The organism is Flavobacteriales bacterium (assembly GCA_016699575.1).
In the GTDB taxonomy this organism is placed as follows: Bacteria; Bacteroidota; Bacteroidia; order Flavobacteriales_F; family PHOS-HE28; genus PHOS-HE28.
Window position 1 is genome coordinate 4,186,000 of the sequence record CP064979.1, and the last position, 12,826, is coordinate 4,198,825.

Here is a 12,826-nt window from a genome sequence, read left to right on the forward strand (position 1 = left end):
TCCAACGGAACGAGGCCTTGCACAAAGGGTTGCTTACGCCTTGACAGCGCTCTTCGGCGCAGCAGCGAGGATCTCGGCGCTTACACCGGCAGCGTACTTGGCGAAGTTGTCGTTGAACGCCTTGGCCAGCTTGTCGGCCGCTTGGTCATAGGCGTCCTTGTTCTTCCATGTGTTGCGCGGGTCCAGCACTTCCACAGGCACGTTGGGGCATGTGGTCGGATAGCTCACACCGAAGACAGGGTGCTGCTTGTACTCCACCTTGTCCAACTCACCGTTCAGTGCCGCCGTGATCATCGCACGGGTGAACTTGAGCTTCATGCGGTCTCCGGTGCCATAAGCACCACCGCTCCAGCCGGTGTTCACCAGCCAGATGTGCACATCGTGTTCCTTCATCTTCTTGCCCAGCATCTCGGCGTACTTGCCGGGGTGCAGCGGCAGGAAGGGCGCACCGAAACAGGCGCTGAACACCGTCTTGGGCTCGGTAACACCGAGCTCGGTGCCTGCCACCTTCGCCGTATAGCCGCTGATGAAGTGGTACATGGCCTGTCCAGCGCTCAGCTTGCTGATCGGAGGAAGGACACCACTGGCATCGCACGTAAGGAAGAAGATGTTCTTCGGATGACCACCACTGCTGGGCACGGCGATGTTGCTGATGTGCTCGATGGGGTAGCTCACGCGGGTGTTCTCCGTCTTGGAGCCATCGGCGAAATCAACCGAGGTGGTGCCTTCCTTGAACACGACGTTCTCCAGGAGCGCACCGAACTTGATAGCATCCCAGATCTGTGGTTCTTTCTCCTGGCTGAGGTCGATGCACTTCGCATAGCAGCCGCCTTCGAAGTTGAAGACGCCGTGGGCGCTCCAGCCGTGCTCGTCGTCACCGATGAGCTGACGGTCGGGGTCGGCGCTGAGGGTGGTCTTGCCGGTACCGCTCAAACCGAAGAACACGGCCGTGTCGCCTGCCTTACCGATGTTGGCCGAGCAGTGCATGCTGAGCACGCCCTTCTCGTGCGGCAGCACGTAGTTGAGCACCGTGAAGATGCCCTTCTTGATCTCGCCGGTGTAGCCCGTGCCACCAATGATGATCATCTTCTTGGAGAAGTTGAGGATGGCGAAGTTGTGCTGGCGGGTACCGTCCATGGCGGCATCGGCGGTGAAGCCGGGGGCGCAGATGATGTGCCAGTCGGGCGTGAAGCCGTCCAACTCTGCGTGCGTTGGGCGCAGGAACATGTTGCTGGCGAACAGCGCGCTTGCCGGCTGCTCGGCCACCACCCGGATGTTCAGGCGATAGGCCGGATCGGCGCAGGCATAGGCATCCTTCACGTACACGGTGCGGCCTTGCAGGTAGCCGGTGAGCTTGCTTTGCAGGCGTTCGAACTTCTCGGCATCGAAGGGGATGTTCACATCGCCCCACCACACGCTGTTCTCGGTGTTGGCGTCCTTCACGCAGAACTTGTCCTTGGGGCTGCGACCGGTGAACTCGCCGGTGTCGATGGCCAGCGCGCCGCTGTCGGCGAACATGCCCTGGCCGGTGATGATGGCCTCCTCGATCAGCTCGGCGGGGTCAAGGTTCCAATACACTTCGCCCACTCGGCCAAGACCCAGCTTGGAGAGGTCAGCGTTCTTCGGTTTGTTACCGAACTCGTTCATGTGATGGTGGTTTGGTTCTTCGGTTGGCCTACGGTTGCGCAAGCGGCCGCGAATGTAACCGGCCCTTGGTCCGGGGTCCATGGCATTGGTCAGGACTTCCGCAGCGCGCCCACTGCGAGCGCTGCCCACCCAACGATGAACATGAGCCCTCCGAGCGGGGTTATGGGCCCCAGAAGCGGAGTTAGCGCTTCTGTTCCAAGGACCGGGCGCATGGCGAGCAAGTAGAGCGAACCACTGAAGCCTAAAATGCCCACGGTGAACGCCCGGCGGGCCCATACCAATGAAGATCCTCGAATGCGATCACCGACCAGCGCCAGGAACAGCAAGGCCAAGCCGTGGTAGAACTGGTACTCCACACCGGTCTTCCAGTTGGCCATTGCCTGTGCATCCACCATGTCCCGCAGGCCATGCGCGCCGAAGGCACCGAGCACTACGGCAAGCAGCAAGACCGACGAAGCATAGCCGATGGTGCGCCTGGACGCATGGTGTTGGTTGGGTTTGTCCATTTCCATCGGTAGTGAGGGCTGGAACAGAGCCTCACATACCCCTCTTGGCTGCCTTCTTCCCCGGTTTCGCTTTGCCTCCTCCCTTGAGCCCTGCCTTGATTTCCATTCCTTGCCGCTTTTTCGCAGCAGCTGTAGAGTTGCTGCCACGGTTACCCTCGTGCAATGCCACCCTGTTTCCTTCGCTATCTATGAACAGGCCAAATGATCCGGCAGTATCGCTGATCAGTGTCTTCTGCATGATCACCCGGCCACCTGCCAGTTCCACACGGGCCAACACACCGTCCAGATCGTTGCCTGCATTGAGGTAGATCAGCGAGCCGTGGTCGCTTGGAATGCAGCCTGGGCCTTGGATCAGTGCGCCGCCGATGCCCTTGTCGGCCGGGAAATAGGCCATGGCGAACTCGGCATTGTTGCCGATCTCCATTTCCATGTTGTAGATGGCGTTGTAGAACCGTGCGGCCCGGTGGATGTCCCATACAGGGATCTCGAACCAACTGACGAAGTCCTTCAGTTTGATGTGGTGACGACCGGCTGTGCTGCCCATGCTTATTCGGTTTGTTCCGTCGGGGGACGGTAGGTGGTGATAACGTGCTTCGGCAGTTCGTGCGCACGCGTTTCGTCCTTCACCTCCAGTTCGCTCAATTCGTGCACGCGTGTTGGCTTGATCAATGGGCCCAGGCTTTCCAGGTGCGGATGCTTCAGTCCAGGGCTGTACACATTGAAATCCACAGGCCTATCGCGGAAGCTCTTCAATGGCTGGCCAAGACGCAGCACACCGAGTTCGCGGCTGCGGCGCACCTTTTCAAGGTTGATCTCTATGGGAATGAACTCTTCGTTCACTTCGGCTTGGTACACCACGCGTCCTTCGGGGCCGCACACAATACTACGGCCGCTGCCACCTGCATCCAGACCGTTGATGTCGAAGAAGTAGCACTGATTGGTGGCCGCACTGGCACGGGCAATGCTGAGCTCGATCTCGCGGTCGATGGTTCCCGTGAGCGTGGGGTGCAGGATCACCTCAGCGCCCATCACAGCGAGCGTACGCGTGGTTTCCGGGATCCACATGTCGTAGCAGATGCTTACGCCGAAACGGCCCACGTCAGGCACATCGAACACGCAGAACTCGTTGCCACCGGTCACGCCCACCTCATAGGGATAGAAGGGGAACATTTTGCGGTAACGCGTCACCACGCTGCCTTCGGGATCGATCACCGAGGCCGTATTGTAGATGAGTTCGCTCTTTTTCTCAAAGATGCTTCCGGGCAGCAGCCAGATGCCGTGCTTGGCGGCCATGGCGCACATCTCCTGTTCGAACTCGCCCGGGACGGCTTGGGCGTGAACGATGTGCGGTCCGTAGGCGCAGAGCTCGCTGAACATCACCATGTCCACCCACGGGTAGATGGCCATCAGCAGGTCGAGCTTGGTCTTCATGGCTTCCACATTGGGCACCGCCGAAGAGGTGCGCATCTGGATGCCAGCGATTGAGAATGGCTTCATTCAATGAATGGTGAATGGTGAATGGCGGATGGGGATGAGCATCGGTGTTCCTGTTCGCGTTCACCGATTCCATTCGCCTTGTGCTTGCTCATCCAGCGATCTTGTCCAACTCCTCCTCCATGATGTCCAGTCCCTTGTTCAGCAGTTCATCACTGATCACCAAAGGGCTCAGGACACGGATCACATTCTTGTCCGTGCCGGCGGTGATAACGACCAGGTCCCGCTTCGCGCAGGCGTTCATGAGCTTGGTGCACGTATCCGCATCGGGCTTCGTTGGATCGCGCTTCACACTGAACTCCATGGCCATCATGGCCCCCAAGCCGCGCGCATCAGCCACGCAGTCGTGCTTGGCCTTCATCTTCTCGAAGCGCTTGCGGATCACTTCGCCCACGTGCTTTCCTTTCGCGTTGATATCGATCTCCTCCATGTACTTGAGCGTGGCCAATGCAGCGGCACAGCTCACGGGGTTGCCGATGTAGGTGCCGCCAATGCTGCTGGGGGCCGCCTTGTCCATGATGTCGGCCTTGCCCATCACGGCCGCTATCGGCATGCCGCTGCCGAGGCTTTTGGCCCAGGTGCTCAGATCGGGGGTGATGCCGAAATGGGAATAAGCGCTCCACGCGCCCGTGCGTCCGAAGCCCGCCTGGATCTCGTCGCAGATGAGCAGGATGCCATGCTGATCGCACCACTTGCGCAAGCCTTCCACATAACCCTTCGGTGCCACGTTGAAGCCGCCCTCACCCTGCACCAGCTCAATGATGACACAGGCCAACTGATTGGGATCAACGGTGTTGTGCGATAGTTCTTCCAAGCGGTGCAGTTCGGCCTTCACGAACTCGGCTTCGCTCCTTCCAGCGCCGTAACGGAAGTAATTGGGGTACTGGGTCCGGTAGACTTCCGGAGCGAAGGGGCCGCAATCCGGCTTGTACCCAACCTTACTGGTAAGGGTCATGGCCATCATCGTCCGTCCGTGAAATGCGTCGGTAAAGCAAAGTACGCCCTGACGCTTGGTGGCCTGGCGGGCGATCTTGATGGCGTTCTCCACGGCTTCGGCGCCGGTGCTCACTAGTAATGTCTTGGTGGGCCCGCCATGCGGCAACAGGGCATTGAGCTTTTCGCACAGTGCCACGTATGGCTCATAGCTCGCCACATTGAAGCTCACATGAAGGAACTTCTCAGCCTGCTCCTGAATGGCCTTCACCACGGGCGGTGGGCAGTGGCCCGCGTTCACAACGCCGATGCCCCCGGCGAAGTCGATCAGGTCACGGCCATCGCCGTCGGTAATGGTGGCCCCGCTGGCCTTCGCGGCAGTTGCATAGTTGAACATCCCCACACCATTGGGCACAGCGGCCTTCCTGCGGGCGATGAGTTCCTGGCTCTTGGTCAATTGGTCGGTCATGCTAGGGCTCGGCTTCCGCGGAGCGGTGGCGAAATTGGACAAGTCCTGCGCCGCCGAAGAACCGTTCAGGCGGAAGAAATGCACAAGTCCGCCCCCCCTCCATGCGCCACGCTTGGGCCGATGCTCGGAAACCCAACCTTGTCCGTTCACTGTCCAACCGGGCGGAATGCCTTGTCCATATTGGATTTCCGTACAGCAAGAGCGGTTAAGGGCAACTGAGCGTAGAGGTGCGGAGGTTGCCACAGCCCTGCCCCCTTGTCAGAAGGTTGCACCATCCGCTACATTCGGCCCCGCTCCATGAAGAAGAAGATGCAAGGCAAGACCGAGGAAACCGCAGAGCAGAAGCAAGAGCAACGCTGTTACTCCCAGTACGCCAAGAACGAGACGCTGGACTTCGACCCCTTGAAGGAGTTGAACCTGCCGGCGAACTATGAGGAGGTGCTTACTCGCTTCCAGAAGCTGCAAGGCGAGCGGGCGATGGAGTCACTGAACTGAACCGGATACGTGATGCTTGAACGCCCCGCATTGCGGGGCGTTCCCTTTTGCTCCCCTATCGTCGGTTTTGCCGATGAACGCTGCACCTTAGCGGCGCACTTCAGATGCCGCGCACCAAGAAGGAACCGTTGTTCAGCACGCTTATGGTCTCCCCGACCCTGGCCGTGGTGCGAGCGGGCACCTTGAAAGCCATCGATGTGGATGCGGAGCTGCTTGCCGAACTCAATCGCTCCGTTGTATCGGGGACGCCCTTGACCCTTTCCTGGAGTACAGGCCCTGCGGGGCATTTGATCGTACTGAACACGGCGCAACCCATTGACGATACTGCCCAGGCCCGTGCAGCCATGCACACAGAAGTGGTGAAGGCATCCAACGCACTCGCGGAGCGCAACCTGCTTCTGCTGCCGGCAGGCGCACATCCTTTCTTGGCCGGTAGTACCACCACGGCAGCCACTTTTCCCGGAGCTGATCATCCCGGATGGCGCAATAACCAATGCCTGGTCGTGAAGCTGCCCTTCACGGACGATGAGCTCGCCAAAGTGCTGGCCGCTGTGCGGGTGCTGCTGCCCATCCTTCCTGCGCTTTCTGCCGCTTCCCCGATCATCGAAGGACGCGTTGGACCATCCTTGGATATGCGGCTCGTGCTTCAAAGTCAACGCTTTTCAGCTTGGAGCGCACTTGCCGGTCCGCTCATTCCCGAAGCCGTTTTCACGCGCGACGAGTACTACCGCACCGTCTTCACCCCGATCGTGAAAGCACTCGCCGACGCAGGCATGCACGATACGGCGGACATCATGGCCATGGATTCCAGATCCGCCACCGCCAGCTTCGATCCTGATCACATCGAACTGAAGGTCCTGGATGGTCAGGAGAGCATCGGTGCGAACATGGCCCTGGCTGAACTCGTGGTTGCCGTGCTGCGGAAGCTGTGCAACGGGCGATGGATCAGCACCTACGTGCAACGTGCCTGGGATGCTGCCGATCTCACGGAGATCCTTCAGAACGTATTGCGCAAAGGGGCACAGGGCGTGATCGACAACCAACAGTACTTGCGCACGTTCGGTTGCGATGCCGCAAGCATGAGCGCTGGCCAATTGTGGAAGCACATCATCGCGCAGGTGGGCAAGCAACTGCCGACGGGCAGCCGTGACCATGCGATGTTCGTCCTTCGCGAAGGCTGCCTGGCCCAAAGGATACTCGGAGCTACAGGCTCCGGTCCGGATGAACGCAAGCTGGTGTCAGTGTATGAGCGATTGCGCACTTCACTGATCAGTGACGAAGCCTTCCGCGCCTGACCATGCGACTGCCGGATCGTGCGGTACAGGAGCGCATGATGCGCCGTTGCCTTCAACTTGCGTACAACGGCGCTGGCAGCGCCGCGCCCAACCCGATGGTCGGTGCAGTGCTCGCCATCAACGACCAAGTGCTCGCGGAAGGTTGGCACATGCACCGTGGTGGTCCTCATGCTGAAGTGAATTGCTTGAGGTCCTTCGGCGAAGGTGCCGTGCCGGAGAATGCTGCCCTTTTTGTGAACCTCGAGCCTTGTGCGCATTTCGGCATTACGCCACCTTGTGTGGACCTGGTGGTGGCCCGTGGGGTCAAGCACTTGGTGGTCGGTAGCGTGGATCCGGACCCGCGCACCCACGGGAAAGGGATCGAACGGGCGCGCGCGCACGGGATCCATGTCGAGGTTGGTGTACTGGAGAACGAAAGCCGTTGGTTGAACCGCCGGTTCTTCACTAGCGTGGAAAAGCAGCGCCCGTTCATCGTGCTCAAATGGGCGCAGAGCAATGACGGCTTCATTGACAATGGTCCTTCCGGCAAGCGGGTGGTGCACCGCATCTCATCGCCCGCAACGGACATCCTCGTACATCAGTGGCGTGCCGAAGAGCAAGCCATCCTCGTCGGAAGCAGGACGGTACTGCACGATGACCCTTCACTCAACGTGAGGCACACCGATGGTCGTTCACCGTTGCGCGTGGTGATCGATCGCTCTTGTATCGTTCCGTCAACGAGCAGAGTGTTCAACGATGGAGGAGCAACGCTGCTGTTCACTTCCGTCAGGCGAGGTAACATCGCCGTTGAACAGGTCCTCGTGTCCCACGGCGAAGATCCGATAGCAGCGGTGCTCCGCGAACTGCACGGGCGCGGGATCAGGAGCGTATTGGTGGAAGGAGGCGCCGAACTGCACCAGCACTTCATTGATCGCGGACTATGGGACGAGGTGCGGATCAACACCTCGTCATCAGGCATCATGAACGGTACAAGGGCACCACGGTTCGTTCACGAGCCGACCCAGCGGACGGTAAGCGGCAAAGACACCATCACCTGGCACATCGCCGATCGCTTCGGCGCCTAGCCCTGTTCGAACTTCTCCACCAGCGCCGCAAGCACATGCTGTGGCGCGGTGCGCGGGCGCCCGGTGGCGGCATCAACGAACACGAGCGTTGTTTCCGCCTCGCTGAGCACGGAACCGTCAGCGTGCAGCACCGCGTAGTGGAACACGATGCGAACGGTTGGTAACACCCGCAGCTCCGTCCGGACCGTTATCTCATCGTCGTATCGCACGGGTTTGTGGTAGACGATCCTCAGTTCGCGCACAGGCAGCATAACACCCTCTTCCTCCAATGCACGGTAAGCGATGCCAGCGTTGCGCAGCATCTCCACACGGGCCACTTCCAGGTACTCAGCGTAGTTGCCATAGTAGACGTAACCCATCCGGTCCGTTTCCGAGTAGCGCACCCTAAGCCGTGTCTCATGTGTGTACATGCATCAGCGTTGTCGCGGTGAAAGTAGACCTGCATTGCTTGGTGACGCGCCGATGCCATACCTTGTCGAGCGGTGCGCAGGTATGCATCGCACGCGTTGTATGATCACCGGCACTCAATGTTCCAAACGCCCGCATGAGCGCGCCGCGACAAGTCTTGCCGCTTTTGTGGTGATGCGCTGCAATCCGCGCGGGACGCGGTCTATACGCATTGCATTGATCGCTCCGTCCCAACGGAAAATTTTCCGTTCCAACAAGTGCAACCTCGATTTGTTTTTCACTTCCGCGCGCTCATATTTGCCTCCCCTGTCAGCGCACAGCAATCCATCACCATACGATCACCGCGTACCCGACGATCACCCATGCCTTCAGCATCCGCATCCACACCTACCATGAAGAAGGACCACGAGAAGACCTGGGACAGGTGCCTGGAAGTGATCAAGGACAACGTGAGCGAGCAGAGCTTCCGCACTTGGTTCTCGCCCATCAAAGCATTGCGGCTCTCCGACCACGTCCTCACCATCCAGGTCCCATCGCAGTTCTTCTACGAGTGGCTTGAAGAGCACTACATCGGTCTGCTGAAGAAGATCATCCGCAAAGAGCTGGGGCCGGAAGGCCGCTTGGAGTACTCCATCATCATGGAGAACAACGGCGCCAACGCCCACCCCTACTCGGTGAAGATCCCGACCAGCAATGCCCGTGATACGCGCAACGCTGCTGTGCCTCTTCCGGCCGATGTATCCCAAAGCCCGATCAAGAACCCGTTCATCATCCCGGGACTGAAGAAGGTGATGATCGAGAGCAACCTGAACCGCAACTACAGCTTCGACAATTACATCGAGGGTGATTGCAACCGCCTTGCCCGCAGCGCCGGCTACGCTGTTGCGAGCAAGCCCGGTGGCACATCGTTCAACCCGCTGTTGTTGTACGGAGGTGTAGGCTTGGGAAAGACGCACTTGGCGAACGCCATCGGCATCGAGATCAAGAAGAACCACCCGGAGAAGAGCGTTCTTTACGTGCCGGCCGAGAAGTTCACCCAGCAGTTCATCGAAGCGGTGAAGAACAACACGGTGAACGACTTCAGCCAGTTCTACCAGATGGTGGACGTGCTGATCATCGATGACGTGCAGTTCCTCGCCGGTAAAGAGAAGACGCAAGACGTGTTCTTCAGCATCTTCAACCACCTTCACCAGGCCGGTCGCCAAGTGGTGCTCACCAGTGACAAGGCGCCAGTGGAAATGGCCGGCATGGAGCAGCGTTTGCTCTCGCGCTTCAAGTGGGGCCTCAGCGCCGATCTCCAGACGCCTTCGTTGGAAACCCGCATCGCCATCCTGGAGAAGAAGATGTACGCCGAGGGCATCGAGCTGCCGAAGGAAGTCGTCGAATACCTGGCCTACAGCATTACCACCAACATCCGCGAACTGGAAGGCGCGATGATCAGCCTCATCGCCCAGAGCTCGCTGAACAAGAAGGCGGTGAACCTGGACCTCGCGAAGCAGATGATCGACAAGTTCGTCAAGAACACTGCGCGCGAGGTGAGCATCGACTACATCCAGAAGGTCGTTTGCGATTACTTCGACCTGCCGATCGAACTGTTGAAGAGCAAGACGCGCAAACGCGAAGTGGTGCAGGCGCGCCAGATCGCCATGTACTTCGCGAAGAAGATGACGAAGAGCAGCCTGGCCAACATCGGTGCGCACTGCGGCGGCAAGGACCACGCTACCGTGCTGCACGCCTGCCGTACGGTGAACAACCTGCAGGAGACCGACAAGCAGTTCCGGGGCTACTTGGACGATCTTGAGAAGAAGCTCAGCATCCACTGATCCGAAGGCCCCGCAACGGGGCCTTCGTTCTTTTGCACCCTCAACCACCAGGAATGAAAGTGCTCATGGTCTGCCTCGGCAACATCTGTAGGAGCCCGATGGCCGAAGGCGTGTTGCGCCAACTGGCCAATGAGCGGGGCCTTGCCTTGGAAGTGGACAGCGCTGGTACGGCCGACTACCACGTGGGGGAAGCACCTGACCACCGCGCGCGGGCTTCCATGAAGCGCCATGGCGGGAACATCGAAGCATTGAGGGCCCGACAAGTCAGCACCAAGGACTTCGAGCGCTTCGACATCATCCTGGCCATGGACGGCAATAACGAACGCGATCTCCGCCGCCTCGCACCATCCGATACCGCCCGCCGGAAGGTGCGCCGCATGATGGAGTTCGCCACGGCCCAAGGCACAGGCGAAGTGCCTGATCCTTACTACGGTGCAGACAGCGGGTTCGATGAAGTGCACCGCATGCTGATGGATGCCTGCAGGGGATTCGTTGACGCCCACTTCCGATGAGCGCCCACGGCACCCTGTATTTGCTGCCGGTATGGCTTGGGGATCACGGTGGCCCGGAGACGATGCCGGCATGGAATGCTGCCGTAGCCGCTGGCATCCGCCTCTTCTTCGCCGAGCATGAAAGAACCGCGCGCGCCATGCTGCGGCGACTGGTCCCTGACATCGAACTTCCGAAGCTGGAGATCCACCGCTGCGACAAGGACACCGGTACGAGCGAAGCAGCACGGCTATTGAACTTGATGCGCGGTGGACGTAACGCCGCCATCGTAAGTGAGGCGGGCATGCCTGGCATTGCCGATCCCGGGGCCGTTCTTGTGCGCACCGCACATGCCCTGGACATCAAGGTCGTTCCGCTTCCAGGTCCATCTTCCTTGATATTGGCTCTGGCATCAAGCGGGTTGAACGGCCAGCACTTCACCTTCCATGGCTACCTGCCGCGCACGCCGCGCGATCGGCAGCAAGCGTTGCGCTCGTTGGAAACCGATGTGCGCTGCACCGGTGGTGCACAGCTGTTCATTGAAGCCCCCTATCGCAACGACGCCTTATTGGCCGATGTTCTTCGCACCTGCGAACCAGGCACACTGCTCTGCATCGCTACTGATCTGACACAGCCAACGGAACGGGTCCATACGGCACCGGTTCGTGAATGGACATTGAAGATGCCTGACCTGAAGGACAGGCCGACGGTCTTCATCCTTGGCAAGGAGGCCTAGCGATCGGTGGGGATCGTGCACGGCACGCTCGTCGCGCCGGGCTTGGCGCTCGCTTCGGAGCTGCGCCTGCCCTTTCCCCTGCAATGCGGACTGCGGAACAGGGTGATCTTGAGGCGTGCGTACACATCAACCGTGTACTCGTTGGTGCGCATGAGGAGCGGCAACAGATTGTCCGTTCCGATGATGAAGCTGTTCAAGCGCAGCATCAATCCAACAGTGGGCTTGCGGTACTCCTGCAGAACGATCGGCAGCGCGGCTTCGAACCGCTTGAGTTCGTAGCGTGGGACCAACGCAACGGTTGCGCCCCTGCGGATCCGCATGTTGGAAGTGCCCGTGAGCGGATGAACGAGGTCAGCCGCAACGAACACATTGTTCGCCACGCGCCGATCGTATTGTACGGCCAGTGCGGTCGGCAAACCGATCGTTATCGCCGCATCACCGCTCCAACCCGTGAAGTCAACGGAAAACAGGCTATCGAGACCTTCCGCACCGTCAACGGTCAATTCATCGTAGTCGGGAATGCTGGCGGTGGCATTGTTGAGCGTTCCCCCAACGGCGTTCTTGTAGTTGATGGCTCCAATGTCCACCACACTGACCCCGACCCGCCAGATGTAGGGTGCTGGCGTGCAACCGGCACCCGCCGAATGCGGCACATAGTTGTCCACCTCGCTTTCGGTGCGTTGGATCTCGAACCCGATATCCGCCCCGAAACCGCGCCCGGCATTCATGCTTGGCACAACGAAACCGTACTCGGCCTGCGCACCGTACACCTCGATGCGGGCCGTGTCCACCACCATGTAGTCAAGCTGGTCCACCGTGAGCGCTCCGCCCGCGTGGCCCATCAGGTACTTGCCCGTCGCACCTGCGCTGATGAGCGTGCTGTTGGACCGGCTGATGATGTGCGCCATGCTCAATCCGAATTCGGTCCACGCGCCTGCCGCCAACCGGAAGTTGTCCTCGTTGTACCGCACGCCGTGCTGCGGCTCGTAGCTGAAGGTCTCGGTTGCGAACGTGGCCAGTGACACCGGCACACCGACCGCGCTTACCGCTGCACGTGAGCGCATGCTCAAACCGATGGCGGTGCTGCCCAATGACCATGCGATGGCGGGGCCTTTGAACTCTACCGCGACATACGCCTTCTTATCACGCATGGAGAGCTCGTTGCCGATGACCAGGTCACTGTTCGTGCCAGCGATACCGCCGCGGATCTCACCGATCAGTGAATACTGCTTGCCGAGGAACACATAATTGTTCCGTGCGTGCAGGTTCGCGCCTACCAGGTTGACATCGAGCCACGGCCATTGCGTGGCCATGCGCGCTGGATTGAGCACCACGGCATCCGTTCCCGCGTAATTGCTGTTCAGCAACCCGAACTGCTCCTGCCCGAAGGCTTGAGCACAAATGAACACCATGACAAGTGGGATGATCTTCCGCATAGCGCCGCTCTTACGAACGCTGCGGCGATTG

General features: G+C 59.8%; 13 protein-coding genes. 6 read left to right on the plus strand and 7 right to left on the minus strand.

Features of this window, described 5'->3' with window-relative positions; all coding sequences use genetic code 11:
• Positions 1–33 precede the first annotated feature (33 nt).
• The 5 genes from pckA to IPJ76_17660 all read right to left on the minus strand — a co-directional run bounded on the left by pckA (position 34) and on the right by IPJ76_17660 (position 5,049).
• Positions 34–1,647 carry a phosphoenolpyruvate carboxykinase (ATP) gene (gene pckA / locus IPJ76_17640; GenBank protein QQR86385.1) on the minus strand — a complete coding sequence of 538 codons (1,614 nt, stop codon included), beginning with the start codon at positions 1,645–1,647 and terminating at the stop codon, positions 34–36.
• 89 nt (positions 1,648–1,736) lie between these two features.
• Entirely contained in the window at positions 1,737–2,153 is a 417-nt protein-coding gene (locus tag IPJ76_17645) for a DUF423 domain-containing protein (protein ID QQR86386.1), read from the minus strand.
• A gap of 31 nt (positions 2,154–2,184) precedes the next feature.
• Complete coding sequence (locus tag IPJ76_17650; protein QQR86387.1) at positions 2,185–2,697, minus strand: VOC family protein; 513 nt, start codon at positions 2,695–2,697, stop codon at positions 2,185–2,187.
• Between the two features lie 2 nt (positions 2,698–2,699).
• On the minus strand, positions 2,700–3,650 hold the full coding sequence (locus IPJ76_17655; GenBank protein QQR86388.1) for a carbon-nitrogen hydrolase family protein: 951 nt from the start codon (positions 3,648–3,650) through the stop codon (positions 2,700–2,702).
• 88 nt (positions 3,651–3,738) lie between these two features.
• Positions 3,739–5,049 carry an aspartate aminotransferase family protein gene (locus IPJ76_17660; GenBank protein ID QQR86389.1) on the minus strand — a complete coding sequence of 437 codons (1,311 nt, stop codon included), beginning with the start codon at positions 5,047–5,049 and terminating at the stop codon, positions 3,739–3,741.
• Between the two features lie 297 nt (positions 5,050–5,346).
• On the opposite strand from IPJ76_17660, the gene IPJ76_17665 reads away from it, so the two are divergent.
• The 3 genes from IPJ76_17665 (at position 5,347) to ribD (ending at position 7,903) form a co-directional block, all read left to right on the plus strand.
• Positions 5,347–5,544, plus strand: coding sequence for a hypothetical protein (locus tag IPJ76_17665; protein QQR86390.1), 198 nt, complete (start codon positions 5,347–5,349; stop codon positions 5,542–5,544).
• Positions 5,545–5,648: 104 nt separating this feature from the next.
• Positions 5,649–6,839, plus strand: a complete 1,191-nt coding sequence (locus IPJ76_17670) for a hypothetical protein (protein ID QQR86391.1) — start codon at positions 5,649–5,651, stop codon at positions 6,837–6,839.
• A 2-nt stretch (positions 6,840–6,841) separates the two neighbouring features.
• The gene (gene ribD, locus IPJ76_17675; GenBank protein ID QQR86392.1) at positions 6,842–7,903 is read left to right on the plus strand and encodes a bifunctional diaminohydroxyphosphoribosylaminopyrimidine deaminase/5-amino-6-(5-phosphoribosylamino)uracil reductase RibD; all 1,062 of its coding nucleotides are present in this window, start codon (positions 6,842–6,844) and stop codon (positions 7,901–7,903) included.
• On the opposite strand, the gene IPJ76_17680 is transcribed toward ribD, so the two are convergent.
• Positions 7,900–8,313, minus strand: a complete 414-nt coding sequence (locus IPJ76_17680) for an acyl-CoA thioesterase (protein ID QQR86393.1) — start codon at positions 8,311–8,313, stop codon at positions 7,900–7,902. The two genes, ribD and IPJ76_17680, sit on opposite strands and share 4 nt — an antisense overlap.
• Before the next feature lie 390 nt (positions 8,314–8,703).
• Here IPJ76_17680 and dnaA point away from each other — a divergent pair, with 390 nt between their 5' ends.
• Genes dnaA through IPJ76_17695 form a run of 3 tightly spaced genes read left to right on the plus strand, consistent with a single transcriptional unit; the run spans position 8,704 to position 11,359 of the window.
• A complete protein-coding gene (gene dnaA, locus IPJ76_17685) occupies positions 8,704–10,134 on the plus strand; it encodes a chromosomal replication initiator protein DnaA (GenBank protein QQR86394.1) in 1,431 nt (476 codons plus the stop codon).
• A 53-nt stretch (positions 10,135–10,187) separates the two neighbouring features.
• A complete protein-coding gene (locus IPJ76_17690; GenBank protein QQR86395.1) occupies positions 10,188–10,646 on the plus strand; it encodes a low molecular weight phosphotyrosine protein phosphatase in 459 nt (152 codons plus the stop codon).
• The gene (locus IPJ76_17695) at positions 10,643–11,359 is read left to right on the plus strand and encodes an SAM-dependent methyltransferase (GenBank protein ID QQR86396.1); all 717 of its coding nucleotides are present in this window, start codon (positions 10,643–10,645) and stop codon (positions 11,357–11,359) included. Before IPJ76_17690 ends, IPJ76_17695 begins: the two co-directional genes overlap by 4 nt.
• On the opposite strand, the gene IPJ76_17700 is transcribed toward IPJ76_17695, so the two are convergent.
• A complete protein-coding gene (locus IPJ76_17700; GenBank protein QQR86397.1) occupies positions 11,356–12,795 on the minus strand; it encodes a hypothetical protein in 1,440 nt (479 codons plus the stop codon). The two genes, IPJ76_17695 and IPJ76_17700, sit on opposite strands and share 4 nt — an antisense overlap.
• Positions 12,796–12,826 lie beyond the last annotated feature (31 nt).

Excerpts from the sequence above, each read along its gene's own strand:
- IPJ76_17665 (QQR86390.1), top strand. The coding sequence starts at position 5,347 with ATGAAGAAGAAGATGCAAGGCAAGACCGAGGAAACCGCAGAGCAGAAG.
- pckA (QQR86385.1), bottom strand. The coding sequence starts at position 1,647 with ATGAACGAGTTCGGTAACAAACCGAAGAACGCTGACCTCTCCAAGCTG.
- IPJ76_17700 (QQR86397.1), bottom strand. The coding sequence starts at position 12,795 with ATGCGGAAGATCATCCCACTTGTCATGGTGTTCATTTGTGCTCAAGCC.
- IPJ76_17660 (QQR86389.1), bottom strand. The coding sequence starts at position 5,049 with ATGACCGACCAATTGACCAAGAGCCAGGAACTCATCGCCCGCAGGAAG.
- IPJ76_17695 (QQR86396.1), top strand. The coding sequence starts at position 10,643 with ATGAGCGCCCACGGCACCCTGTATTTGCTGCCGGTATGGCTTGGGGAT.
- IPJ76_17650 (QQR86387.1), bottom strand. The coding sequence starts at position 2,697 with ATGGGCAGCACAGCCGGTCGTCACCACATCAAACTGAAGGACTTCGTC.
- IPJ76_17690 (QQR86395.1), top strand. The coding sequence starts at position 10,188 with ATGAAAGTGCTCATGGTCTGCCTCGGCAACATCTGTAGGAGCCCGATG.
- ribD (QQR86392.1), top strand. The coding sequence starts at position 6,842 with ATGCGACTGCCGGATCGTGCGGTACAGGAGCGCATGATGCGCCGTTGC.
- IPJ76_17680 (QQR86393.1), bottom strand. The coding sequence starts at position 8,313 with ATGTACACACATGAGACACGGCTTAGGGTGCGCTACTCGGAAACGGAC.
- IPJ76_17645 (QQR86386.1), bottom strand. The coding sequence starts at position 2,153 with ATGGACAAACCCAACCAACACCATGCGTCCAGGCGCACCATCGGCTAT.
- dnaA (QQR86394.1), top strand. The coding sequence starts at position 8,704 with ATGAAGAAGGACCACGAGAAGACCTGGGACAGGTGCCTGGAAGTGATC.
- IPJ76_17655 (QQR86388.1), bottom strand. The coding sequence starts at position 3,650 with ATGAAGCCATTCTCAATCGCTGGCATCCAGATGCGCACCTCTTCGGCG.
- IPJ76_17670 (QQR86391.1), top strand. The coding sequence starts at position 5,649 with ATGCCGCGCACCAAGAAGGAACCGTTGTTCAGCACGCTTATGGTCTCC.